At 71.9% G+C, this 23,458-nt stretch carries 20 protein-coding genes; 12 read left to right on the top strand and 8 right to left on the bottom strand.

Annotated features, from left to right (window positions below):
- Nucleotides 1-223 precede the first annotated feature (223 nt).
- Entirely contained in the window at nucleotides 224-592 is a 369-nt protein-coding gene (locus DP939_RS41585; RefSeq protein WP_113986353.1) for a radical SAM protein, read from the bottom strand.
- 504 nt (nucleotides 593-1,096) lie between these two features.
- Nucleotides 1,097-3,055 (bottom strand): N-acetylmuramoyl-L-alanine amidase, encoded by a 1,959-nt coding sequence (locus DP939_RS41580; RefSeq protein ID WP_225878849.1) that lies wholly within the window; start codon nucleotides 3,053-3,055, stop codon nucleotides 1,097-1,099.
- Nucleotides 3,056-3,469: 414 nt separating this feature from the next.
- Between DP939_RS41580 and DP939_RS48350 the strand changes: the two genes are divergently transcribed.
- The 10 genes from DP939_RS48350 (at nucleotide 3,470) to DP939_RS41530 (ending at nucleotide 15,516) form a co-directional block, all read left to right on the top strand.
- Complete coding sequence (locus DP939_RS48350; protein ID WP_225878847.1) at nucleotides 3,470-3,688, top strand: hypothetical protein; 219 nt, start codon at nucleotides 3,470-3,472, stop codon at nucleotides 3,686-3,688.
- The gene (locus tag DP939_RS41570; RefSeq protein WP_113986350.1) at nucleotides 3,685-4,914 is read left to right on the top strand and encodes a DUF6395 domain-containing protein; all 1,230 of its coding nucleotides are present in this window, start codon (nucleotides 3,685-3,687) and stop codon (nucleotides 4,912-4,914) included. Before DP939_RS48350 ends, DP939_RS41570 begins: the two co-directional genes overlap by 4 nt.
- The gene (locus DP939_RS41565) at nucleotides 4,911-5,753 is read left to right on the top strand and encodes a M55 family metallopeptidase (RefSeq protein WP_113986349.1); all 843 of its coding nucleotides are present in this window, start codon (nucleotides 4,911-4,913) and stop codon (nucleotides 5,751-5,753) included. Before DP939_RS41570 ends, DP939_RS41565 begins: the two co-directional genes overlap by 4 nt.
- 2 nt (nucleotides 5,754-5,755) lie before the next feature.
- Entirely contained in the window at nucleotides 5,756-7,318 is a 1,563-nt protein-coding gene (locus DP939_RS41560; protein WP_225878846.1) for a flavin monoamine oxidase family protein, read from the top strand.
- Nucleotides 7,319-7,511: 193 nt separating this feature from the next.
- Entirely contained in the window at nucleotides 7,512-8,036 is a 525-nt protein-coding gene (locus DP939_RS41555; RefSeq protein WP_113986348.1) for a YbaK/EbsC family protein, read from the top strand.
- A gap of 118 nt (nucleotides 8,037-8,154) precedes the next feature.
- On the top strand, nucleotides 8,155-10,410 hold the full coding sequence (locus DP939_RS47325) for a protein kinase domain-containing protein (RefSeq protein WP_318656345.1): 2,256 nt from the start codon (nucleotides 8,155-8,157) through the stop codon (nucleotides 10,408-10,410).
- The gene (locus tag DP939_RS41545) at nucleotides 10,407-12,266 is read left to right on the top strand and encodes a serine/threonine-protein kinase (RefSeq protein ID WP_113986347.1); all 1,860 of its coding nucleotides are present in this window, start codon (nucleotides 10,407-10,409) and stop codon (nucleotides 12,264-12,266) included. The genes DP939_RS47325 and DP939_RS41545 overlap by 4 nt, the downstream gene beginning before the upstream one ends.
- Nucleotides 12,267-12,343: 77 nt before the next feature.
- Nucleotides 12,344-13,615 carry a serine/threonine-protein kinase gene (locus tag DP939_RS41540; RefSeq protein ID WP_113986346.1) on the top strand — a complete coding sequence of 424 codons (1,272 nt, stop codon included), beginning with the start codon at nucleotides 12,344-12,346 and terminating at the stop codon, nucleotides 13,613-13,615.
- Nucleotides 13,616-13,757: 142 nt separating this feature from the next.
- Complete coding sequence (locus tag DP939_RS41535; RefSeq protein WP_113986361.1) at nucleotides 13,758-14,543, top strand: electron transfer flavoprotein subunit beta/FixA family protein; 786 nt, start codon at nucleotides 13,758-13,760, stop codon at nucleotides 14,541-14,543.
- Between the two features lie 19 nt (nucleotides 14,544-14,562).
- Nucleotides 14,563-15,516 (top strand): electron transfer flavoprotein subunit alpha/FixB family protein, encoded by a 954-nt coding sequence (locus DP939_RS41530; RefSeq protein WP_113986345.1) that lies wholly within the window; start codon nucleotides 14,563-14,565, stop codon nucleotides 15,514-15,516.
- A 16-nt stretch (nucleotides 15,517-15,532) separates the two neighbouring features.
- On the opposite strand, the gene DP939_RS41525 is transcribed toward DP939_RS41530, so the two are convergent.
- Nucleotides 15,533-16,768, bottom strand: coding sequence for an MFS transporter (locus tag DP939_RS41525; RefSeq protein WP_113986344.1), 1,236 nt, complete (start codon nucleotides 16,766-16,768; stop codon nucleotides 15,533-15,535).
- 235 nt (nucleotides 16,769-17,003) lie between these two features.
- Complete coding sequence (locus DP939_RS41520) at nucleotides 17,004-17,531, bottom strand: TetR/AcrR family transcriptional regulator (protein WP_113986343.1); 528 nt, start codon at nucleotides 17,529-17,531, stop codon at nucleotides 17,004-17,006.
- 137 nt (nucleotides 17,532-17,668) lie between these two features.
- Here DP939_RS41520 and DP939_RS41515 point away from each other — a divergent pair, with 137 nt between their 5' ends.
- Nucleotides 17,669-18,835, top strand: a complete 1,167-nt coding sequence (locus DP939_RS41515) for a cysteine desulfurase family protein (protein WP_113986342.1) — start codon at nucleotides 17,669-17,671, stop codon at nucleotides 18,833-18,835.
- Between the two features lie 36 nt (nucleotides 18,836-18,871).
- Here the strand turns inward: DP939_RS41515 and DP939_RS41510 are convergent, their stop codons facing one another.
- The 3 genes from DP939_RS41510 to DP939_RS41500 form a co-directional block, all read right to left on the bottom strand.
- Nucleotides 18,872-19,921 (bottom strand): DUF695 domain-containing protein, encoded by a 1,050-nt coding sequence (locus DP939_RS41510; protein WP_113986341.1) that lies wholly within the window; start codon nucleotides 19,919-19,921, stop codon nucleotides 18,872-18,874.
- 880 nt (nucleotides 19,922-20,801) lie between these two features.
- A complete protein-coding gene (locus tag DP939_RS41505) occupies nucleotides 20,802-21,293 on the bottom strand; it encodes a hypothetical protein (protein WP_113986340.1) in 492 nt (163 codons plus the stop codon).
- The gene (locus DP939_RS41500; protein WP_113986339.1) at nucleotides 21,290-21,808 is read right to left on the bottom strand and encodes an RNA polymerase sigma factor; all 519 of its coding nucleotides are present in this window, start codon (nucleotides 21,806-21,808) and stop codon (nucleotides 21,290-21,292) included. The genes DP939_RS41505 and DP939_RS41500 overlap by 4 nt, the downstream gene beginning before the upstream one ends.
- 87 nt (nucleotides 21,809-21,895) lie before the next feature.
- On the opposite strand from DP939_RS41500, the gene mnmA reads away from it, so the two are divergent.
- The gene (gene mnmA / locus DP939_RS41495) at nucleotides 21,896-22,969 is read left to right on the top strand and encodes a tRNA 2-thiouridine(34) synthase MnmA (protein WP_113986338.1); all 1,074 of its coding nucleotides are present in this window, start codon (nucleotides 21,896-21,898) and stop codon (nucleotides 22,967-22,969) included.
- Between the two features lie 9 nt (nucleotides 22,970-22,978).
- Here mnmA and DP939_RS41490 read toward each other — a convergent pair whose 3' ends face one another.
- Complete coding sequence (locus tag DP939_RS41490) at nucleotides 22,979-23,413, bottom strand: GNAT family N-acetyltransferase (RefSeq protein WP_199565750.1); 435 nt, start codon at nucleotides 23,411-23,413, stop codon at nucleotides 22,979-22,981.
- Between the last annotated feature and the right edge of the window lie 45 nt (nucleotides 23,414-23,458).

Here is a 23,458-nt window from a genome sequence, read left to right as displayed (position 1 = left end):
CACTGTCGAGACCTCTTCAGAGATTCACTTGCGTTCGTCCTTCGGGTCTCCCCCTTGTCCTGTTGCGCCCGATGGCACCGGGCATTCTTGGGACTTCTTTTCGGGAGGCTCCACACAAAGCCGTTACCGGCTATGCGCGCTCCCTCGGGGGCCCGCCCTTTATGACCACTGAGCGGGATTCTCCACTTTCCTCTGGCGCGGAGAACGCAGGCGGCGAGAACCATCAGGCCGCACAGTAGGACGTGGCCACGGTCACCTTGGGATGGGAGAACAACTTCCACTGAGCGTCGGTCACGCGGTAGAGGTTGGAGTACACCTGCACATGCAGCCCCAGGCCGAGAGCGTGCTCGGCCAGGAGCAGGAAGTCCGGGTGCAGGGTGGGCTCGCCGCCGATCAACTGGACCGTCGTGATTCCGGCGGCCGGAGCGGTGTCGAGCAGGCGTGTCCAGTCCGCCACGGTCATGGTGCCGTGCCCCTCGGCGGGCGAGGCTCCTGAGTAGCAGTGACGGCAGGTGAGTTGGCAGCGGTTGGTCAGCTCGCATTCGAGGAACCACACCGGCGCGGGGGTGTCCGTCGTGGTGGGTGTGCTCATGATCTTCTCCGCCTGGTCAACTGCATGGCGTGACAGTATGACTACTGTGCGGATCAGGCAATGCCTTTCGCGTAAGAACTCCGCCCCGGGATGGCGACATGGGGATACCCAGCCCTAGTGCAGCTAGAGGACGTGGCCCTCGCTGCTGCTCGGCCGGTTTTCTAATATCTGGCTTTGATCGACGTCGGCGCTGCTCGGGTGTCGTACGCGCTGGTCGTGGTTCTTTACGGCAGAGCCTTCTGTCGCCGCCGCATCGCCGTGGGTTGCGCTCTGGTGCCCGGTGTTTCGGGTGTGTCGTGGTATCTCGCCGTACCGAGCGTCGGCTGTAGCAGTCCCTTCCAGAGCACAAGGGCTTACGGCACGTGAGACGCACCGACGTCGGGCGGAGCCCGACACTAAAAAGAACGTCCGAGCGATAGCGAGGGCCACGTCCTTTGGGCGCGCGAAGCGCGCCCTTTCAGAGGTGGGATGTCGCCCGAAGGGCGGGGTGCCGGCAGGGCGGGGTCAGGCGATGGTGAGGGTGACGTCGTCGGCGTTGACGAACATGACGCGGTGGCCGAACTGGATTTGGTAGTACTTCAGCTTGCCCCGGACCACCGTGTGCTGTTCGGGGGCGAAGGTCACCGCGCGGTAGTACTCGCCGCCCGCGACCCGCCCCAGGGTGTACTTCTGCCCGGCCGCGAACGTGTACTGCAAAGGCACGATCGCCTGTGGCGGGACGCCCTGCGGGTACGCCTCCGGCTCTGGGAAGGCCCGGCCGTACAGCGGTACGGTGGCGCGGCCCGGCTTCGGGGTGACGATGAGGCCGCGGGAGGGGATGGCGACGCGGGCGCGGGGCGGGTCGTGGAACCACGCCTTCTGGCCGAGGTACCAGATCGCCGTCCAGTCGCCCTGCCGGTCGGCCAGGGCGTAGCGCTGGCCGGTGGACGCGCGGGCGCTGTGGTCGTAGACGCTGTAGGTGGAGTCGCCGGTCGGGTGTTTGCCGATGTCCTTGACCAGCGGGGCGTCCGGGCGCGGTTCGGTGCGCAGCCAGATGGCGGACGAGCCGTGCGGCGGGCAGGCGGCGGCCGGGTCGGACGGGACGCAGCCGTAGAAGTAGGGGCGGTTGCGTTCGTAGGCGGGGCGGATCATGACCGATTGGGCGCGCGAGCCGCCGGACTGGCGCAGTGGCGCGCCGAGCAGGTCGAAGTAGTGGGCCCAGTCCCAGTAGGGGCCGGGGTCTTCGTGCATGCCCTGCACGGTGCCGGGCACCGTGCCCGGGACGTTGTCGTGGCCGAGGATGTGGGCGCGGTCCAGCGGGACGCGGTGCTGCCTGGCGAGGTGGCGCACCAGCTTGGCGGAGGTGCGGTACATCGCCTCGGTGTACCAGGCGCCGCCCTGGGCCAGGAAGCCCTCGTGCTCAAGGCCGATGGACTTGGCGTTGACGTACCAGTTGCCGGCGTGCCAGCCGACGTCCTTGGTCCGGACGTGCTGGGCTATGTGGCCGTCCTGGGAGCGCAGCGTGTAGTGCCAGCTCACGTACTCGGGGTTCTGGACGAGTTGGAGGGTCCGGTCGTAGTACTCCTCGGTGTCGTGGATGACGATGTACTCGACCTTCTGGTCCACCGGCCGCCTGGCCACGTCGTGGTTGCCGTAGTCGCCGCCCGGGAGTTCCTGGTAGGGGGCCGGGATCCACTCGCAGGAGATCGTCCGGGGGCACTCCACCTCGCCGGGGCGCGGGTCGCGCAGGCCGAGCCGGTCCAGCCAGGTGCGCAGCGGGGTCAGGTCGGGCAGCGGCGTGAGGCGTACGGCGTGACCGTCGTCGGTGGTCCGCGCCGCGCCCTGCCGCATCACGGTGTAGACCTCGTCGGCGAACGCCCTGGCGGCCCCCTCGTCGGCGGCTCCGGAGTAGCGCGCGACCGCGCCGTACCACTGGGCGGGGTCGTCGCTGAGCGGCGCGCCGAGCCGTCGCTGGTGGTCGGCGAGCAGGGCCGCGCCGCCCATGATGTTGGCGGTGGGGTCGGAGCGCAGCGAGTCGCGCGGCAGGCCGGTCAGCTCGGCGGCGCGCTCCAGCGTGCGCAGCGAGTCGCCCGCGGGCGGCGGCGCGGTCGGGGCCGGCTTGCCCGAGGGCGCCTTGGTACGCCGGGCGTCGTCGCCCCGCGGGTCCTCACCGGTGGAGGAGTGGTGGTGGGTGGCCGGGGCGAGCGCCGCCGCGTCGGTGAGGTGCATCGGCCCGAAGCCGGCCGACGTGCTCGGCAGCCCCCGGTTGGCGTCCCAGCGCGATTCGAGGAAGGAGACCGCCAGCAGCACGCTCTGCGGTACTTTGTGCGTCCGCGCGGCGTCCGCATAGGCGCGCTGCCGCTCCCCGGCGGAGGCGTCGGCGGTCGGCAGCGGGCTGGTGATGAGCGCGGCGAGGGTCACGGCGGCCAGCACGGCGGCCATGGCGGTCTCGCGCCGCCGGGGACGGGCTGGGCGGAGTCGCATGCTGCTCCTCGGCTGGGGGGCGGGAGGTCACGTCGATCACCAGCGTGCTGGCCCTTGATCCAGTTGTCAACGATTTTCTTCGCACATGACCAACGCTGGAAGCTTTCTTTCAAACGGCGTTCATGGTATCGCTATGGCTATCGGTTCATACCGACTTATGCAGAGTGATAACACTCTTGACGCTTGGTCAAGGAAGGTCGGGATCAGGCGCTATCGTGACCGTTCATGGTCCGGTTGGTAAGGCGGATGCCGGTTCCCGGGTGGATCCGGCGTTCGGCACGTTCCTGGTTGGATGCCCACTATGTCAGGCGAGTTGATCATAAAAACGACATTAGGGACTCCCTTTGGGAGATCAAAGTCGTTGCGCGCGAACTCGCGGAGCTTCGCGCGGAGGTCGAACGGCTGAACGCCCGGGTGGCGAAGATCGCTCCTGCGGCCAAGTCCGCCCCGGACCAGGCCCGCATGGCCCGGTGGGACGACGCGCACCGGCTCGCCGTGGAGACCGCCTCGGCGATGGACCGGATCCTGCAGAACGAGGTCCTGCTCTGGCAGGCCGTGGACCGCGTGGAAAGCGCCAGGGAAGCCGGAGAGGCCAGGGAGGCCAGGGAAGCCGCCAGGGACGGCATCCGGTGAGGGCCGCCTGGACCACGGACGGGGGCGTGTGGCATCTGGGGTTCAGGCTCGACGCCGAGGACGACATCATCGGCACGGTGACCGACGGCCAGGCGGTACGGATGGCGACCAACTCCTGCCGGGTACGGCTGCCCAGGCCGCTGCCCGACGTACATCCGGACCTGTCGGCGCTGGCCGCGTGGACCGTCGTGGCCCCCTGGACGACCCGGCGGATCACCTTCGACCGGCCCGTCTCGCGCGACCTGGCCGCCGCGATCGAGCAGGGCTTCGGGATCGAGGCGGGGCCGGTCGGCGCGCCGCCGCGCGCCGGCACCCGGCTGGCCGTCTCCTACAGCGGCGGCGCGGACTCCGTCGCCGTGGCCGCGATGCTGCCGGACGCGCCGCTGGTCCACTTCCAGCGCGTACCGCACCAGCGGGTGCCCAACCGCTGGACCCACTACCGCGCCGACGTGCTCGCCAAGCTGGCCGCCCGCACCGGCAGGGACCTGACGATCGTCCAGTCCGACCTGGAGTTCACCCTCGCCGAGCCGCGCCCGGGCTACCCCGAGCACCACGCGGTGGCCGTCGGCGCGATCCTGATGGCGGGCGAACTCGACCTCGGCGGCATCGCGTTCGGCTACGAGATGGGCTCGCGCTGGCTGGGCGGCGGGCGCTACCTGCACCGGTACACCCCGCACAATCCGATGTGGTCGCCCGGCGGGCGTTGGGGCCGCCTGTTCGCCGCCGCCGGGCTGCCCATCGTGCTGCCCGTCGGCGGTGTGAGCGAGGCCGTCACCATGCGCCTCGCGCTCGGTTCGCCGCTGCGCGAGCAGGTTCGGTGGTGCCTGCGCGGCGATGACGGCGGGCCGTGCGGGGTGTGCGGCAAGTGCCTGTACAAGGAGCTGATCCAGGCCGCCATCGAACGCCGCCCGCTGCGCACCACGATCACCGCCTCCCGCCCGGTGGCCGCCAAGTGGCAGCAGCCGCCCCCGTACGGCGGGCAGGAGATGATCGAGTACGGCTGCGCCCGGGTGCCCGGCATCGAGGGCACCCCGTTCGCCAAGGCCGCCGAGTACCTGGGCGCGACCGAAGAGTCCACCGGATGGCTGGAGCGCTGCTACCGTCCCGCCATCAAGGAGATACCCGCCCCTTGGCGCAGGCAGGTGGCGGACTTCATGGCCGGCGAGGTCGGCTTCATGACACAGAACGAGGCACGGCACGTGGAGATGTGGGGACAAGCGACGTGAGGGTCTACCTGTCGGTGGACATGGAGGGCGTGACCGGGCTGACCGACCCCGAGGAGATGCGCGCCGGGGGCCGGGGCTACGAACGCGGCTGCGAGCTGATGACGGCCGACACGAACGCCGCGATCGAGGGCGTCTGCGCGGCGGGCGCGCAGGCCGTCGTGGTCAACGACGCTCACGGGTTCACCAAGAACCTGCGCATCGACCTGCTCGATCCCCGGGCCACGCTGATCCGCGGGCCGGGCAAGCCGCTGCGAATGGGGCAGGGGCTCGACGCGGGTCACCGGGCGGCCTGTTTCGTGGGGTACCACGCCAGGGCGGGCGTCCAGCACGGCGTACTGAACCACACCTGGATGGGCAAGGAGATCCAGAACGTCCACCTCAACGGCGAGCTGTGCGGGGAGACCCGGCTGGTGGCGGCGTACGCGGGGTCGCTGGGCGTGCCGGTGGCGCTGGTGACCGGCGACCAGGCGGTCTGCGAGGAGGCCAGGGAGACGCTGGGCGACGTCGAGACCGTGGCGGTCAAGACGGGGGTGGACAAGTTCTCGGCCGAGCTGCTGCCTCCGTCCGTCGCGCAGGAGCGGATCAGGGAGGGCGCGCGGCGGGCCCTCGGGCGGGTCGCGGACTTCGCGCCGTACGAGATCGCCGCGCCCTACACCCTCGGCGTGGAGTGGAACTCCACGGCCATCGCCGCGGGATGCGCGCTGATCCCCGGGGTGCGGGCGGCGGGACCGCGGCACACCGAGTTCACCACCGGCGACTTCGCCCAGATCATGGCGCTGTTCGGGATCTTCGCCATGATCGGCGGGCAGATCGCCTGCGGCAGCGGCGTCTACGGCTGACCGTGGCCGCACTCGATCGGCCGACCAGACGGGCCCTGCTGGTCGGCGTGGGGGCGGCGGGCGGGGCGGGCGCGATGTTCGCCGCGATGGGGGCCCTCGGGCTGGCCCCGCAGGAGCAGCGGGTGCAATACGCGCCGCCGCGGCCGTCCGACTTCCGGCTGACCGGGCGGGCGGCGGCCAGGGTGCTCGTGCTCGGGGCCGGGGTCGCCGGGCTGACCTGCGCCTACGAGCTGGGCAAGGCGGGGTACGACTGCACGGTGCTGGAGGCGGGCGACCGGATCGGCGGGCGCAACCTGACCCTGCGCGGCGGCGACCGGCTGACCGAGACCTCGGGCGCGACGCAGACCGCGAAGTTCGGTGAGGGGGTCTACTTCAACGCGGGCGCGGCCCGGATCGCGCAGTGGATGGTCACCCTCGACTACTGCCGTGAGCTGGGCGTGCCGATCGAGACGTTCGTCAACGACAACGCCTCCGCCTACGTCTACAACCAGGGCATGCCCGCCCCCCTCCGGGCACGGACGGTCCGTGCCGACGTGCACGGCTACATCTCCGAACTCCTGGCCAAGGCCACCCACGCGGGCGCGCTGGACCGCCGCCTGACCGCCGATGACCGGGAACGCCTGATGGCGTTCCTGCGCCGGTTCGGCGACATCGGCGGCAGGCTGTCCTATGAGGGGTCGCCGCGGCGCGGTTACGCGACGGACCCCGGCCTCGGCCCGGGCGACCCGCTGGCCCCGCCAGGCGGCCTGGCGGAGGTGCTGGCCGGCGGCATCGGCCGGGCGGTGACCATGAACGCCGGGTACGACCAGGCCGCGCCGATGTTCCAGCCGGTGGGCGGGATGGACGCGATCGTCACCGCGCTGGCCCGCGCGATCGGGCCGGACCGGATCAGGACCGGCACCGCCGTCACGAAGATCACGAACCTGCCGGACGGCGTCGAGGTCACCCACCGCGCCGGGACCGAACGCGCCGACTACTGCGTCGCCGCCCTCCCGCCGCACGTGCTCGCCAAGATCCCGGGAAACCTGGGGGCCGCCGTCGTCTCCGCGCTGGCGACCCCTCGTCCGGTATCGGCGGGCAAGATCGGGCTGGAGTACGGCAGGCGGTGGTGGGAGCTGGACGACCGCATATATGGAGGAATAACCGAGACCAATCTGGATATCACGCATATCTGGTATCCCTCCTACGGTTATCACGCCGCCCGGGGGCTGGTCGTCGGCTATTACGCCACCGATGAGCACGCCAGGACGTACGGGGGGCTGTCCCATCGTGACCGCCTGCGCCGCGCGCTCACCCAGGGCAAGAAGATCCACGGCGAGAAGTACCGCTCCGAACTGGTGTCGGCCGTCTCCATCGACTGGGAGCGCCGCCCGCACATCGGCGGCGGCTGGGTCCGCTGGCCCGAGCACTCCGAGGGACGGGACCTGCTGCGCCGCCCGGCGGGCCGGGTCTACTTCGCCGGCGACTGGCTCACCCATCTGGTCGCCTGGCAGGCCGGGGCGATGGAGTCGGCCCGCGCGGTCGTCACCGACCTGCACCGCCGGGTGCTGTCCACTCCTGCATGAAGGCCGGGATGAGGGGGCACTGTGCGGCGAACGCGTGCTCGCGGGCCGGGGACAGAGCGTAGAGTCTTGGCAAGCGCTTGGCGGCGCGCCGACGACGGCGTGGGCCCGGCGGGTGTTGGGGGCATGGATCGAGCCAGGGGGCCGCGCAGGGAGCGGCGTGCTCACCCTGGCCGGAAGGGGATGATCTCGCGATATGGGTCCGGGGAACCTCTCGTGGGCATCGGCGGCCGAGCGGCCGGAGTGGCTGGCCGGGCCCGTGGCGCCCGTCGCGGCCGGGCTGGGCGATCGGGTGCGGGTGGCCGAGATCGATCCCGAGGTGGCCGACACCGCCGCCTTCTGTGAGCGCTACGACGTCGGCATGGACGAGTCGGCCAACTGCGTGATCGTGGCGGCCAAGCGCGGCGGCGAGCTGCGCTACGCGGCGTGCCTGGTGCTCGCCACGATGCGGGCCGACGTCAACGGCGTGGTGCGGCGTCATCTGGAGGCCCGCAAGGCGTCGTTCGCGCCCCAGGCCGACGCGGTGCGGCTGACCGGCATGGAGTACGGCGGCATCACGCCGCTCGGGCTACCCGACGACTGGCCGGTGCTGGTGGACGAGGCCGTGGCCGCGCATCCCGACGTGGTGATCGGGAGCGGCCTGCGGCGATCCAAGATCGCCATTCCCGGGGCGGTGCTCGCCGAACTGAAAACCGCGGAGGTGCTCGCGCTCGCGAACTGACGCCGAAGCGAGCTTGTCTAATACCCTCGATTGGGAAACCGTTGGGACCTGCCCGATCGTTGTAATAGCGAGGAAATGTGGCCTCGCGGTTCATCTCTGGGGCGGTGTTTGAGCCGGTATGGTGCTTCATGCCATGAATCAGGACGACCGACTAGGACCTTACCGGCTGCTCAGGCGGCTCGGTGAAGGCGGCATGGGCGTTGTCCATCTGGCCGTCGATCGGCAGGGCCGTGAGGTCGCGGTCAAGGTGTTGCGCGCGGAGGTCACCGGCGACGACGTGGCCAGGCGGCGGCTCGCCCGTGAGGTCGAGACCATGCGCCGGGTCCGCAGCGACCACATCGCCGAGGTCCTCGACGCCGACGTGACCGGTCACCGTCCGTACATTGTCACCCGGTACGTCCCGGGCCAGGCGCTCGACGACCTGGTCAAGGAGGAGGGGCCGCTCGATGTCGGCGCGTTGCTGAAGGTCGCCCGCGGCGTGGCCGCCGCGCTGGCCGCCGTCCATTCGGTGGGGGTCATCCACCGCGACCTCAAACCGGGCAACGTGCTCATTCTCGACGGCGAGCCGGTGCTCATCGATTTCGGCATCGCCCAGGCGGTGGACGCAACCCGGCTGACCCAGACCGGCATGTTCATCGGCACCCCCGGCTACCTCGCCCCGGAGATCATCGAGGGGCACGAGGCCGGGCCGGAGGTCGACATCCACGCGTGGGCGGGCACGATGCTGTTCGCCTCCAGCGGCCAGCCGCCCTTCGGCAAGGGCACGCTGGAAATGATCTTCTACAACATCACCGCGGGCAAGGCCAACATCGACGCGGCTCCACCGGTGCTCCGGCCGGTGCTGCGGGCCGCGTTGCAGCGCGATCCGGCCAGGCGGCCGAGCGCCGCCGAGATCGCCGCGCAGATCGGGCGGCTGATGCCGAAGGCGGGCGGCCGGCCGCGGATGCCCGACGAGATCACCACGGTCCCCGACTTCAGCGGGCGCGACTCCGGCACCGGCCAGGCCGCCGGGCCCGCCGCGCGCCCTGGCCCCGCCTCCGGCCCGTACGCCGGCCCGCCGGGCCACGCCGCGGACGGCGACTTCCCCACCCCGGCGGTGGGGGCGCGGCCCGCGTACCCGGCCGACCCGCAGCCGCCGCGCGACCGCGACTATGTGTCCCTGCTGGACGAGGCGCCGCAGCCCGAGCTGGGCGACCCGTTCCCCACCCGGCGGGTCCCCCCGGAGGAGCTGCGCAAGATGCGCCAGGCCACCGGGGCCCAGGACCGCGCGTCCTGGGACACCCCGACGCAGGCCGACGGCTCGGCGATGCCACCCCCCGGGCCCCCGTCCACCGGCGGCGGCCCGGTCCACGGCTGGGACGTCGCCACCCAGGCCGACGCCGCCGCCCGCCCGGCGGCGCCGCCGGGCCGGCCGGTCCCGCCCCCGCCGCAGACCCCGGACGGCGACATACCCACCCAGCGGGTGCGTCCCAACGACATCCAGGAATACGTCAGGAACCACCCGCCGCAGAGTTACCAGCAGCCCGGCCAGTACGGCCGCCCAGGTCAACCGGGACAACCCGGTCAGCCGGGTCAGCCCGGTCAGCCGGGGTACGGCCAGGGCGCGGTCACCCCGGCGTACGGCGCGCAGCGGTACACCCCGCCCTACCCCCAGCAGAGCGGCTACCAGGGCCCCGGCCACCAGCCGGTCCAGCCCGCCCAGCCCGCCCAGCCTGCCCAGCCCGCCCAGCAGACCGCGCCGCCGCAGCCCGCCCAGCGGCGCGAGCCGCAGCCGTCGCGGGCGCACGGCGTGGCCGCGCTCCTGCTGCTGGCCATCGTGGCGGCGGTGGCGATCCTGGCCCCGTCCATCGTGGCGCTGATCGTGATCCCGCTGGCCGTCGTACTGCGCGCCGCCGACATCGCGCAGCCGTCCTCCGGGGACGGCCCGGCGGGGTCGGCGGTGGCGGACATCGCGCGGGTGTTCGGCCGCCCGGCCGCGCTCGCCAAGTCCGCGGGCATCACGCTCGCGCTGGTGCCCTACGGGCTGATCCTGGGCCTGCCGGTGACGCTGCTGCTCACCGTGCTGGTCACGGACATGCCCACGGTCAACGCGCTCGGCTGGGGCTCGGCGGTCGCGCTGTGGACCATCTGCGCCGGTCCCGGGGTCGAGGGCCCCGGCCGCCAGTTGCGCCGCACGCTGACCGCGATTCTGCCCGCCCGGACCGCCGCCACCGTGGCGGCGGCGGTGCTGGCGGGCCTGGCACTGGTAATGGCGGTGCTCGCCGTGGGTACGGTGACCGGCACCGGCGAGGCGCGGTTCGCGCCGATCGGAGTGGAACCCATCAAAGGACAGCTCGACAGCCTGCGAGAAAAGGCAGGAGGGCCGGGGTCATGAATCCACAGGAGACGCAGGCGCCCGACATGGTCGGCCGCTACCGGCTGATCAAGAAGATCGGCGAGGGCGGGATGGGGGTCGTCTACCTCGGGATCGACGACGAGGGCACCGACCTGGCCGTCAAGATCCTGCATCCGCACGTAGCGGTCGACCTCAAGGCCCGCGACCGGCTGACCCGCGAGGTCGAGACCATGCGCCGGGTGCGCAGCCCGCACGTGGCCGACGTGATCGACGCCGAGCTGACCGGGGCGCAGCCGTTCATCGTGACGCGCTTCGCGCCGGGCCGCACGCTGGAGGAGACGGTCCTGGTCGACGGGCCGCTCCCGGCGGCGGAGGTGATCCGGCTGGCCCGGGGCCTGTGCGCGGCGCTGGTGGCGATCCACGCGGCCGACGTGATCCACCGCGACCTCAAGCCGGCCAACGTGATCCTGGTCGGCGGCGAGCCGCTGGTCATCGACTTCGGCATCGCGCACCTGGTCAACGCGACCCGGCTGACGCAGACAGGGATGTTCGTCGGCACGCCCGGCTACCTCGCGCCCGAGATCATCAAGGACAGCGAGATCACCCAGGCCGCCGACGTGCACGCGCTGGCCTCCACGGTGTTCTTCGGCGCGACCGGCAAGCCGCCGTTCGGCACCGGCACGTTCGAGTCGGTCTGCTTCAACATCATGAACGGCAACGCCCAGATCGACGAGGCCCCCGCCTGGCTGCGTGGCTGGCTGCGGGCGGCGCTGTCGGTGGAGCCGGGGGCCCGTCCGTCGGCCCGCGGGCTCCAGCAGATGGCACGTTCCCTCGACCCGTCGATCACCACCTTCCACGAGACCGCCCCGCCGCGGGAGCACACCACGGTGATGGGCGGGCGCAAGGACGGCACACGGGTGCTGTCACACGAGGACGGCTACGCCGACCTGCTGCCGCCCGTGGAGTACACCCGGCAGGGGCGCGGGCGCAGGGACGGTTCCGAGGCGGAGACGAGCCGGATGGCCGCGGCGGCCGGGGCGCCTCCCGCGTCGCCGCCGGTCCAGGTGCCTCCGTACGTCCCGCCCGCGCCCTACGCCGACCAGCGGGTGGCCGGATACCCGCCGCCGCAGCCCGCCGGGCGACCGGCGCCGTACGCGCCGCCGGGCGAGGCCCGGCCCTATGAGCCGCCGGCCCCGCCGAGCGAACGCCGCCCGCCCTACCGGGCCTCGCACCCGCTGCTGGCCGGGCTGTTGCTGGCGACCCTGGTCGGGGCGGCGTTCATCATGCCGGTGCTGGTCAGCGCGCTGGCCATCGTGCTGGTGCTGTGCCTGCGGGTCGGCGAGCACCTGTTCGGCGACCTCGCCGAGCGGCGCAAGGTACGCGGCAACAGCGGGGCCGACCCGGTGCTCGCCGTGCTCGGCACGCCGTGGGCGCTGATCAAGGCAGGTCTCGGCACGGCGCTGCACGTACCGCTGTCGATCATGTTCGGGATGTGCGTGTGGGGCGTGCTCGCGTACGGCGGGGGGATGAGCACCAACGGCGCCGCGGCCTACGCGGCGGGCGCGTTCACGGCGGGCCTGTTCGTGCTGCCCGGCGGCGGCAAGCCGCGGCGCGCGGTGGCCCGCGCGCTCACCGGCGTGATCAGGAGCCCGCGGGCCGGGGTGGTCACGGCGGTGACGCTGGCGGTGATCGCGGCGTTCGTGCTGCTGGTCGCGTTCAGCACGGCCCCGTCGTTCGCGCCGTGGAAGCCGCCCGAGCAGGTCATCGAGAACCTCACCGACGAGTTCCGCAGGCGCACCGACGAGGCGTCCATGGGCGCGGTGGACCTGGTGACCGGGCTCATCGGCGACCTGATGTCCAGCCTCGGGCTCGGCTTCCTCTCACCCTGGTCCTGACGCCGCGGCCCGGACCACCGCTCTCGCGTGCGCGGCGGCTTCTTCTGGGGCACGATGAATGTGGCGGAGGGAGTGTCATGGGCGGGCCAGAGGGTGAGCGCCTGGGCGATTACCGGCTGCTCTCGCTGATCGGGGCGGGCGGGTTCGGAGAGGTTCATCTGGCGCTCGATCCAGAGGGCCGGACGGTGGCGGTGAAGATCCTGCATCCGCACGTCGCGGCCGACACGGGCGCGCTGGCGCGGCTCGCGCGGGAGGTCGAGACCATGCGCCGGGTGCGCGGCGACCACATCGCCGAGGTACGCGACGCCTCGCTCGGCGGCGGCCGTCCCTACCTGGTCACCCGTTACGTGCAGGGCAGGCCGCTGAGCACGCTGGTGGCCGAGGAGGGCGCGGTCGGCGGCGACTTCCTGCTGCGGCTGGCGCGCGGGCTGGCCGCCGCGCTGACGTCCATCCACGGGGCCGGGGTGATCCACCGCGACCTGAAGCCGGCCAACGTGATCGTGGCCGACGGCGTGCCCGTGGTGATCGACTTCGGCATCGCGCACGCGCTGGACTCGGTGTCGGTCACCGCGTCGGGGGCGGTGCTGGGCACGCCGGGTTACCTCGCGCCGGAGGTGATCGAGGGGGCGGAGTCGGGGGCGGCGGCCGACGTGTTCGCGTTCGCGGCGACGCTGGCGTACGCGGCGACGGGCCGCCAGCCGTACGGGCAGGGACCTGCCACCGCGGTCGCCTACCGGGTGGTCCACCACGAGCCCGACCTGGACGGCGTGCCCGACTGGCTGGCGCCGCTGCTGCGCGAGTGCCTGGTCCGCGAGCCGTCGATCCGGCCGAGCGCCGCGCAGCTCGCGGCCCGGCTGGGCGTGCCGGTCGAGGCGTCGTCGCCCGCCGCGGTCGGGGGCACGCTGGTCGGCCAGGTCCCGCCGGTCCCCGCGAACGGCGGGGCCGACACCGTGCACTCGATGGCCACCCGCGAGGTCGGCCAGATCCGCCAGGGCGGGCGGCCCTCTCCCGACGAGGTCAGGGCCAGGCACGCGGCGAAGATCCGCACCCGCTGGGTGATCGGCTCAGGCGTCGTGGCGGCGCTGGCCGCCGCCGCGGCCTCGGAAAACCTGCCGGAGGTCGCGCTGCTGGTGCTGGCCGGTTACGCGGTCGGGGTGCTCGGCGACGCCGCGGTGGGGCTGCTGTCGCGCGGCGGGCCGCAGCGCAACCGAGTGATCATCGACGTGGGCGGCGGTGTCGGCACGGTCGCGCTGTGGCTGCTGCTGAGCACGGTGTTCAGCACGTTCACGCTGGTGCTGGCACTGGGTACGGTGGTCTTCGTACTGCTCGTGCTGGTCCTGGCCGGGTAGGACGGCCCCGGCTCGGCACACCGGAATATTGTTCGGTAAAGTGTGCGCAGGCGGTCGGCCCGCCGTCCGCCCGAGGCGTCATGCCTGGCAGTCTGGCAGCGCGAAGCATGATGGGATAAACCGTCCGGAGGCCATGGACCCCATGAACATCGTCGTCTGCGTGAAGCAGGTCCCCGACACGGCGACCGAGCGCAAGCTCAGGTCGGATGACAAGACCCTGGACAGAGACGCCGCCGACGGCGTCATCAACGAGCTGGACGAATACGCCGTGGAGGAGGCCCTCAAGCTGAAGGAGGCGCACGGCGGCGAGGCGACGGTGACCGTGCTCACCATGGGGCCGGCCAAGGCCACCGAGACCATCCGCAAGGCCCTCGCCATGGGCGCCGACAAGGCGGTCCACCTGACCGACGACGCGCTGCACGGGTCCGACGCGCTCTCCACCTCCTACGCGATGGCCCAGGCGCTCGGCAGGATCGGGTTCGACCTGGTCGTGCTGGGCTCGGAGTCCACCGACGCCCGCACCGGCGTACTGGCCGCGATGCTGGCCGAACGGCTCGGCGTGGCCCAGCTCACGCTGGCCAAGAAGGTCGAGGTGTCCGGCACCTCGATCGCCGTCGAGCGGGTCACCGACTACGGCTACGACAAGGTGGAGGCCACCCTGCCCGCCGTCGTGTCGGTGGTCGAGAAGATCAACGAGCCGCGTTACCCGTCGTTCAAGGGCATCATGGCGGCCAAGAAGAAGCCGGTGGAGACCTTGTCGGTGGCCGACGCGGGCATCGCCGCCGACCAGGTCGGCCTGGCCGGGGCGTGGAGCGTGGTGGCCGAGTTCGCCGTGGCCCCGCCGCGCGGCGCGGGCACGATCGTCAAGGACGACGGCGACGGCGGCACCAAGACCGCCGACTTCCTGGCCACCAAGAAGTTCATCTGAGAACGGGGGTTAACAAACGATGTCGGAGATTCTCGTTCTCGTCGAACACGTCGACGGTGAGGTCAAGAAGGTCACCCTTGAGCTGCTGACCCTGGCCCGCGGCCAGGGCGCGCCCAGCGCCGTGTGGGCCGGTCCCGGCTACACCGAGGAGGCCAGGGCCAAGCTCGCCGAGTACGGCGCGGAGAAGGTCTATGTGGCCGACTCCCAGGAGATCGTCGATTACGTCGTCGCGCCCAAGGCCGAACTCCTCGCGCAGCTGGTCTCCGCCGCCTCGGCGGGCGGGGTGCTGATCGCGGCCACCGGTGAGGGCAAGGAGATCGCCGGGCGGCTGGCCATCAAGACCGACTCCGGCGTGATCACCGACGCGGTGGGGCTGGGCGAGGGCTTCGTGGCCGACCAGTCCGTCTTCGGCGGCGGGGTCAACGTCAGGTCCCGGGTCGCCAAGGGCACCCCGATCGTGGCGGTCCGCCCCAACTCGGTGACCCCCGAGCCCGCGGCGGGCGCGGGAGCCGAGGAGCGGGTGAGCGTCACCCTGTCCGACGCGGCGCGGGCCGCGCGGGTGGCCGAGCGGGTCAAGGAGGAGAAGGGCGCGCGCCCCGAGCTGGCCGAGGCCGCGATCGTGGTCTCCGGTGGCCGTGGCGTCGGCTCGGCGGAGGACTTCGCGCTGATCGAACACCTCGCCGACTCCCTCGGCGCGGCGGTGGGCGCGTCCAGGGCCGCCACCGACCTCGGGTGGTACCCGCATCAGTTCCAGGTCGGCCAGACCGGTAAGACGGTCTCTCCCCAGCTCTACATCGCGGTCGGCATCTCCGGCGCGATCCAGCACCGGGCCGGGATGCAGACCGCGAAGACGATCATCGCCGTCAACAAGGACAGCGAGGCCCCGATCTTCGAGCTGGCCGACTTCGGCGTGGTGGGGGACCTGTTCCAGGTGGTCCCCCAGCTCGTCGAGGAGATCGAGAAGCGCAAGTAGCGGCGCGAGGGGGTGCTCAGGCGGCCATGGGGTCCTTGGCCGCCTGCCGTACCTCCTCCTGGCGCACGCCGGGCGATGCCGTCAGTTGCAGGGCCGGGCGCTCCGGTACGGCCGTGCGGCGCGGCAGCAGGCGGGCCGTGACCGCGATGACCACGCCCAGCGCCACCGCGGTGAACATCGCGGTCCGCAGGGACGCGTGGTCGGAGACGAAACCGATCAGCACCGGTCCCAGGAGCAGCCCGGCGTACCCCATCGCGCTGGTCTGCGCGATGGCCGGGCCGGGCGCCCCGGTGGCCGTGCCCGCCAGGGAGAGCGCCACGGGGGAGATCGTCGCGACCGCGATGCCCACGAACACCATCCCGGTGATCGCCACCCCGGCCGTGGGCGCGCTGACCACGACCGCGAACGTCGCCGCCGTCGCCAGCCCGGACAGTCCGAGCAGCGCCGGGGCGCCCACCCGCGCGCGTACCCGGTCACCGGCCAGCCTCCCGGCCAGCATGCCCGCCTCGAACAGCGGGTAGCCGAGCGCGGCCAGCGCCTCGGGGGCGCCGAGGGTGTCGCGCAGGAACAGGCCGTTCCAGTCGGCGATCGTGCCCTCCACCATGAACGCGCAGAACGCGATCACACCGAGCAGGTACACCACGGGCGGTACGCGCCGCGCGGTGGTCCGTGCGCCGCGCCCGGCGTCCTGGCGGGGCTCGGCCAGGTACGCGCGGCCGATCGCGATCAGCGCCGGCAGCGCCGCCACGGCGACCAGCATCAGGTGCGTGCCGTACGGCAGGCCCGCCGCGATCGCCAGTGTGCCGAGCAGCCCCGCGGAGATCGCTCCCACGCACCAGCCCGCGTGCATGCCGTTCATCAGGTGCCGCCCGGCGGCCCGCTCCACCACCGAACCCTGCGCGTTCATCGCGATGTCCACGGTGCCGAACGCCATGCCGAACGCCGCTGAGCCGGCGAGCAGCAGCGGGAAGTTCGGTGCGAGCGCCACCAGGACCAGCGCGGCCGCGCAGAGCGGCCCGCCGACGCGCAGTACGGTGCGACTGCCCGCCCGGGCCATCACCGCGCGCATCGACTGCATCGTCACCAGTGCGCCGACGCCCCAGGCCAGCAGTACCGCGCCGACCGCCGCTTCATTCAATTCGAGTCGGTCGGCCAGTGCCGGAATGCGCACGGTGAAGCTGCCGCACAAAAGTCCGGCCAGGACGAATGTGACGATTGCCCCAATGCGGGCCGTTTTCAACTCGCGGGTCATCGTCGCTCCTTTCCAATGCAATAGAAGGTGCTCACGTTTGGTTTCGGCGGCGGCGGGGCGGGCACACAAAAGCAGGTCGCCCGAACGGCCCGGGCCGTTGCGGGCGACCACCAGTCGGCGATCTCGCAGGGGGGATCGGCGGCGCGGCGGCAGGGGCCGCCGTCAGCGGGGCATCATCGAGGAGCCGTCACCGCCTGTTGGGGGGCTCGGCTTGGGGGCTCGGTCTCGTTCGCGCTCAGTGCAGCATGGCGAGCAGCCGCTGCTCCAGATCGTCGTAGTGCTGTGGAGAGTAGAGGCCGGGCGCATGGGTGGCGACTTCCCAGACTCCCTCACAGGCCAGCCGTACGACCTCCGAGACCGCCGGATCCGGCTCACCTGCCAGCTCGGCCGAATGCCATCGGGCCATCGCCTCGCGCAGCGGCGCGAGCAGGTCGGGATCTCCGGCCGCTCCCGTGACGCACGCCCATCGTCGCAGCCGGCCGGTGCGCAGCGCGGCGAACGTCGCGTGGACATAGCGCTCGGTGTAGGTGCGCGGCGGACCACTCGGCCCGCCGGGTGGGGGATGCTCGCCGACGAGCTGGTCGAAGTCGGCGATGAGCCGCTCGACCAGGGCGCGGATCAAGACTTCCTTGCTGTTGAAGTGATAGAGAAGCCCGCCTTTGCTGACGCCCGCGGTCTGGGCGACGGTGGCCAGGGTGAGCGCCTGCGCGCCACGCTCGGCCAGCAGCCGCTCCGCTGCGTCCAGCAACTCGTCTCTCTTCACGGTGCCACTATACCGTCCGGACGGTACAGCGAGCAAACCCGGGACCCCGCTCACTCCGAAGCGCGGCTAGTCTTGGAAGGTCGTATTCCCCGAAAGGGTCAGTACTCCAGGTATTGGTAAGTGAGGGGAGGGCGGTCGTGCATTCGGCCTATCTCGACCATGCGGCGACAACGCCGATGCGTGCGGAAGCCATCGCGGCGATGACCGAGCAGCTCGGCCAGGTCGGCAACGCCTCGGCGTTGCACGCGGCCGGACGCCGGGTGCGCAGGGTGGTCGAAGAATCCAGGGAGGCCATCGCCCAGGCCCTGGACGCGCGGCCCAGCGAGATCGTCTTCACGGCGGGCGGCACCGAGGCCGACAACCTCGCCGTCAAGGGCCTGTACTGGGCGCGCAGGGCCGCCACCGGGGCCACCCGGGTCCTGCTCAGCGCGGTCGAGCACCACGCGGTGCTGGACTGCGCGCACTGGCTGGCCGACCACCAGGGCGCGCAGGTCGAGCTGCTGCCCGTCGACGAGCACGGCAGGGTTCACCCCGACACGCTGCGGTCCGCGATCGAACGCGATCCGGAGAGCGTCGCCATGGTCAGCGTCATGTGGGCGAACAACGAGGTCGGAACGGTACAACCGGTCAAGGTGCTCGCCGCGGTCGCGCACGACCACGGCATCCCCTTCCACACCGACGCGGTGCAGGCCATCGGGCAGCTTCCGGTGTCGTTCGCGGGCTCGGGGGTCGACGCGCTCACCCTGTCCGGGCACAAGGCGGGCGGCCCGATGGGGGTCGGCGCGCTGCTGCTGGCCAGGGGCATCGACCCGGTTCCGGTGATGCACGGCGGCGGCCAGGAGCGCGACGTGCGCTCCGGCACGCTCGACGCCCCGGCGCTGGCCGGGTTCGCGGCGGCGGTGACCAGCGCGGTGGCCGAGCAGGAGGAACAGGCCAAGCGGCTGACCTCGCTGCGCGACGAGCTGATCGCGAGGGTCCGCGCCGCCGTACCCGACGTGGTGCTCAACGGCGACCCCGACGACCGGCTGCCCGGCAACGCGCACTTCTCCTTCCCGGGCTGCGAAGGAGACGCGCTGCTGATGCTGCTCGACGCCAAGGGGGTCGAGTGCTCCACGGGCTCGGCGTGCTCCGCGGGGGTGGCGCAGCCTTCGCACGTACTGCTGGCGATGGGCACGGGAGCCGCGGCGGCCCGCGGATCCCTGCGCTTCACCCTCGGCCACACCTCCACCCAGGCGGACATCGACCGCCTGGCCGAGGTCATCGCCCCGGCCGTGGAACGCGCCTCCCGCGCCGGGCTGAGCTAGCTCGGTAACCGGCCTGCGCCGGCTGGACGGAAAAGGTCAGGCGAGGAAGGGGGAGACCTCCGCCCAGGCGGGGTCGTCCTCCGCCTCGACCTCCACGTCGCCCTCCCGCCAGGTGGCCGCCAGCTCCTCGATGTGCCGCTCGGCGTCACCCTCCGGGTCGGCGTAGATGTGGATCACCCGCTGGCCGTCCGAGCTGATGTGCGCCACCAGCACCGCCGCCTCCGGCTTCAGCCCGGCCGCCAGCCGCTCCTCGAAGTCGCGCAACGCCGGTACCGAGTCCCCGTCGGGCATGCCGTCGTCGTCGCGGTGCGCGTAGCCCAGGCCGATGGCGACGTGCCGATCGAAGACCGGGTAGTCCACCGGCCGCAGCGGATAACGGACCGTCGCGACCAGCTTGGCGCCGTCGGCCGTCTGGCCCTCCATCAGCGCCCACTGCTCCTCGGCGAACTCCGACGCCACATCGGCCACCACACTCGGCAGATGCACCGCGGCCACCGCGTCGATGGGCTGGAAGGCGGCCGGCTGGATCTCACCGATCCAGCGGGCCACGTCGTCCTCGCCGAGCAGCCAGTCCAGCGCGAGCAGCGTGGCCGAAAGCCGGGTCTCCTCCTCCAGCAGCGTGAAGATCGGATGGTAGGCGGTCACATCGACACGCGGCTTGCCGCGCGGTACGTGCAGGCCCAGCGTCAGCTTGTCGAAGTCGAACTCGTACCCGCCGACGTCGATCGACAGCTCCGCGGCGGCCGGATTGGCCTGCCGCGCCGGATGGAACTCCCAGCGCTCATCGGGCTGCGGCGCGGCCAGCGACCAGCGGTGCGCCAGCGAGCGCAGCTCGGGATCACCCGCGGCGGTCACCACGAGCGCCTGCTCCGCCGACCGGCCGGGGGCGATCTCCCACACCAGCGAAGGATGCACCGTCGCCACGGCGGCCTCGATCCGCTCGGCCAGCTCGTCGTTCTCCCCCGCTACGACCAGCCCATCCAGCTCCGGCCTCGCCCGTGACCACCACTCCCAGAACTTCGCGATCTCCGCTGTCCGCCGAGAACGCGGCCCGGACTCCCCACCATTGCGGCCGAACAATCGCATGCAGGGGATGCTATCCGCTATGTGGTCATGATGCTGTGCTCATGGCGCTCGCTGTGCTTATGGCGCTCGCTTCGCTCGCGCGGGGCCCGGGCGCTTTCGAGGTCGCGTCCTCCGCTCCTCGCTCAGTCGTTCGTTCCTCACTCCATCGCTCGTCGCTGCGGACACGACCGCGCCCGGGCAAAGCAAAGCGCCTCGCTTCGCTCGCGCCCAAACCCCCCGCCTTCGGCGGCCAGGCCGCGCTCCGCGCGAAGGGCCCCGCCTTCGGCGGGGACGCGCTTCGCGCGCACAATGGGCCTCGCTTCGCTCGGACGATCTTTCTTCGCCCGGCATACGGCAGGCCCGCTCTCGCCGTCCGTCGTGCCTGGTTGCGGCCCGGTGCCCGGCATTTCGCGCGTGTCGTGGCCGGTCGTCGTGTTAGCACCGGCTAGACGGCCTGCTCCATTTCTTCGTGCCGTTGGTTTGTGGATCGGTTTCAAGGTGTTGCCCCCGCCTTCGGCGTGGGCGCGCTCCGCGCATTCAGTGGGCCTCGCTTCGTTCGGACGGTCTTCCTTTTGCCGAGTTTTGCCCGGTGTACGGCAGGCCCGCTCTCGCCGCTCGTCGTGCCTGGTTGCGGCCCAGTGCCCGAGGTTTCGCGTGTGTCGTGGCCGCTCGCCGTTCCGGCACCGGCTAAAGATGTCCCCTTCCCTACCGCCGCACCGCTGGAAACCGCCGTTGCCCCTCAACGACGGGGTGTGCGGTTTGAGATACGCAACCTCCTCCAACTGAGACGGCGCTGTCCCAGGGCTTCCCCTGGAGCTGTTTCAGGTCAGCTTGACCAGGGTGGTCGCCATGAGGAGGGCCTTTGGGCCGACGCGGCGGTGGATGAGCTTCGGGTTGTGGGTCATCGTGATCCCTCCTCGCGTTCGCTGGTCAGTTCGTGCAGGCGGCGGCGCAGGGCCGCGCGCCGGAGGTGGGCGCGTACGGTCAGGACCGCGGTCACCGCGATGAACAATGTCCCGACCGACAGGATCGGCCAGATGGCGGTGGCGCGGTGGGCGGCCACGGTGGTCAGGAGGGCCGTGGTGGTGGTGGAGGCGGTGAGGGCGAGCCAGGCGGCGATCAGGCGGTCGGTGGCGAACAGGGGGATCCGGCGGGTCAGGAGCAGGGTGCCGTAGCACGTCCAGGCCAGGCAGAACGTCGTGAACAGCGCGAACGCCAGGTGGGTGTGGCCGGGCAGAGGGCCGGGCTCGGACCACCACAGGGTGGTCGTGAAGGCCGCGCCGGTGGTGCCCGTCAGCAGGGCCGTCACCGCGCGGATGCGGGCTCGCGGGGACAGGACCGGTGACAGGTGCTCGATCATGTCCTCTGCGGAAATGCGTGGTTCGTCGGTCATGGCCGGTATCCCTTCTCGTCCAGGTGCTCACGCAGCAGGCGACGGGCGCGGTTGAGGCGGGATTTGACCGTTCCGGCCGGGACCTGGCAGATGTACGCGCATTCGTCCACCGGCAGGTCCTCCAGGTAGAACAGGACGAGGACCTCCCGTTCCAGTACCGGCAGCGCGGACAGCGCGCTCACCAGCGTGGCCCGATCCACCGTCGCCTCGGCCGGGTCCTCGGCCGTGCTGTCGCCGGCCACAGGGGTCTTCTCCGCGTACTCCGCGCGCAGCCGTTCGGTGATCGAGCGCCGGGCGATCGTGAACAGCCAGGGCGTGAAGCGGCCGGGTTCTCTGAGCCGGGGCAGGCCACGGACCACGGCCAGCCAGATCTCCTGGCTGACGTCGTCGGCCCGGTCGGCGTCCAGCATGCGCCGGACGTACGTCCACACCGGCACCTGCCACCGCGCCAGCAGTTCGGCCAGCGCCTCGCGCTCGCCCAACTGGGCGCGGATCACCAGCGTCTCATCGGTCATCGCGTCCTCCCGTCACCATGCACAGTCGGGCGGAAGGCGGCGGAGGTTCACGATCGCCCGATGAGGGCGGGTACGCTCGATGGTGTTATGGGACTTCGTGTGCTTGCCGCCATGTCGGGCGGCGTCGATTCGGCCGTGGCCGCCGCGCGGGCGGCCGAGGCCGGGCATGATGTCACCGGCGTGCACCTGGCGCTGTCGGCCAACCCGCAGTCGTACCGCACCGGGGCGCGCGGGTGTTGCACGGTCGAGGACGCGCGGGACGCCAGGCGGGCCGCCGACGTGATCGGCATTCCCTTCTACATCTGGGACATGGCCGAGCGTTTCGCCCGTGACGTGGTGGACGACTTCGTGAGCGAGTACGCCGCGGGGCGCACCCCCAACCCGTGCGTGCGCTGCAACGAGAAGATCAAGTTCGCGGCGGTGCTGGACCGGGCGCTGGCGCTCGGGTTCGACGCCGTGGTCACCGGGCACCACGCGCGTCTGTCGGACGGCGTGCTGCGGCGCAGCGTCGACGCCGGCAAGGACCAGTCCTACGTCCTTGCCGTGCTCACCGGCAAGCAGCTCGGGCACGCCATGTTCCCGCTGGGCGACTCCACAAAGGCCCAGGTCAGGGCGGAGGCGGCGGCCCGCGGGCTGTCGGTCGCCGACAAGCCCGACAGCCACGACATCTGCTTCATCGCCGACGGCGACACCCGCGCGTTCCTGGCCGAGCGGCTGGGCGCGGCGGAGGGTCCGGTCATCGACGCCCTGTCCGGCGAGGTCGTCGGCGGCCATCAGGGGGCCTACGGCTACACCATCGGGCAGCGCCGGGGCCTGGCCCTGGACCGTCCGTCGGCCGACGGGCGGCCCCGCTACGTGCTGTCCATCGAGCCGGTGTCCAACACCGTCACCGTGGGGCCGCGCGAAGCGCTCAAGGTCGGGTCGATCACCTGTGCGCGTCCGGTCTGGAACGGCCCGGTCGCGGCCCCGGTCGAGCCCCGCGCCTGCACGGTGCAGCTTCGCGCGCACGGCGAGGTGTACGGCTGCCGGGCCCAGCTCACCGGCGACACCCTGCACGTCGAGCTGGGCACACCGGCCACCGGCGTGGCGCCCGGCCAGACGGCCGTCCTGTACGACGGCGACACCGTGATCGGATCGGCGACCATCTCGGCCGCCGCCTGAGGCCCCGAGTCAGGTTTCCAGCCGCTTGAACAGGTACACGTCCTCGTGGCCGCCGGGGACGCCGGGCACCCGGCTGATCTCGGCGTAGCCGTTCCGCTGGTAGAAACCGGGCGCCTGGAAGGTGTACGACGAGACGACGACCTGGTCGCACCCTCGCCGCCCGGCCTCCAGCTCGGCGGCCTTGAGGATCTCGCCGCCCCAGCCGTGCGCGCGGCTGTCCTCGCGGACCCAGAGCAGCGAGATCACGCACTGCGTGCCCCAGGTCCAGGCGGTCAGTCCGCCGACCAGTTCGCCGTCGTCATCGACGACCTTGACGGAGAACGAATCGCCGTAGATCGCGCCGGTGGCGGCCTCGTTGAACGCGGTCAGCTCCCGGTCGAGCCGTTGTTCGAGCTCGCGGTCGTCGCCGCCTACGGTCAGGATCGGGGAAGGCTCTGCTGTCACGCTGCCGGAGTATGGCAGCCGTGCCGGTTTAGGGGCGACCGAATT

Source organism: Spongiactinospora rosea (genome assembly GCF_003315795.1).
Taxonomy (GTDB): domain Bacteria; phylum Actinomycetota; class Actinomycetes; order Streptosporangiales; family Streptosporangiaceae; genus Spongiactinospora; species Spongiactinospora rosea.
The sequence above is the reverse complement of the archived record's forward strand: the minus strand, read 5'-3'. Positions and strand labels throughout refer to the sequence as shown.

Excerpts from the sequence above, each read along its gene's own strand:
- DP939_RS41510 (WP_113986341.1), bottom strand. The coding sequence starts at position 19,921 with ATGCGATTGTTCGGCCGCAATGGTGGGGAGTCCGGGCCGCGTTCTCGG.
- DP939_RS41555 (WP_113986348.1), top strand. The coding sequence starts at position 7,512 with ATGGGTCCGGGGAACCTCTCGTGGGCATCGGCGGCCGAGCGGCCGGAG.
- DP939_RS41505 (WP_113986340.1), bottom strand. The coding sequence starts at position 21,293 with ATGACCGACGAACCACGCATTTCCGCAGAGGACATGATCGAGCACCTG.
- DP939_RS41525 (WP_113986344.1), bottom strand. The coding sequence starts at position 16,768 with ATGACCCGCGAGTTGAAAACGGCCCGCATTGGGGCAATCGTCACATTC.
- DP939_RS41530 (WP_113986345.1), top strand. The coding sequence starts at position 14,563 with ATGTCGGAGATTCTCGTTCTCGTCGAACACGTCGACGGTGAGGTCAAG.
- DP939_RS41580 (WP_225878849.1), bottom strand. The coding sequence starts at position 3,055 with ATGCGACTCCGCCCAGCCCGTCCCCGGCGGCGCGAGACCGCCATGGCC.
- DP939_RS41585 (WP_113986353.1), bottom strand. The coding sequence starts at position 592 with ATGAGCACACCCACCACGACGGACACCCCCGCGCCGGTGTGGTTCCTC.
- DP939_RS41535 (WP_113986361.1), top strand. The coding sequence starts at position 13,758 with ATGAACATCGTCGTCTGCGTGAAGCAGGTCCCCGACACGGCGACCGAG.
- DP939_RS47325 (WP_318656345.1), top strand. The coding sequence starts at position 8,155 with ATGGTGCTTCATGCCATGAATCAGGACGACCGACTAGGACCTTACCGG.
- mnmA (WP_113986338.1), top strand. The coding sequence starts at position 21,896 with ATGGGACTTCGTGTGCTTGCCGCCATGTCGGGCGGCGTCGATTCGGCC.
- DP939_RS41545 (WP_113986347.1), top strand. The coding sequence starts at position 10,407 with ATGAATCCACAGGAGACGCAGGCGCCCGACATGGTCGGCCGCTACCGG.
- DP939_RS41540 (WP_113986346.1), top strand. The coding sequence starts at position 12,344 with ATGGGCGGGCCAGAGGGTGAGCGCCTGGGCGATTACCGGCTGCTCTCG.
- DP939_RS41500 (WP_113986339.1), bottom strand. The coding sequence starts at position 21,808 with ATGACCGATGAGACGCTGGTGATCCGCGCCCAGTTGGGCGAGCGCGAG.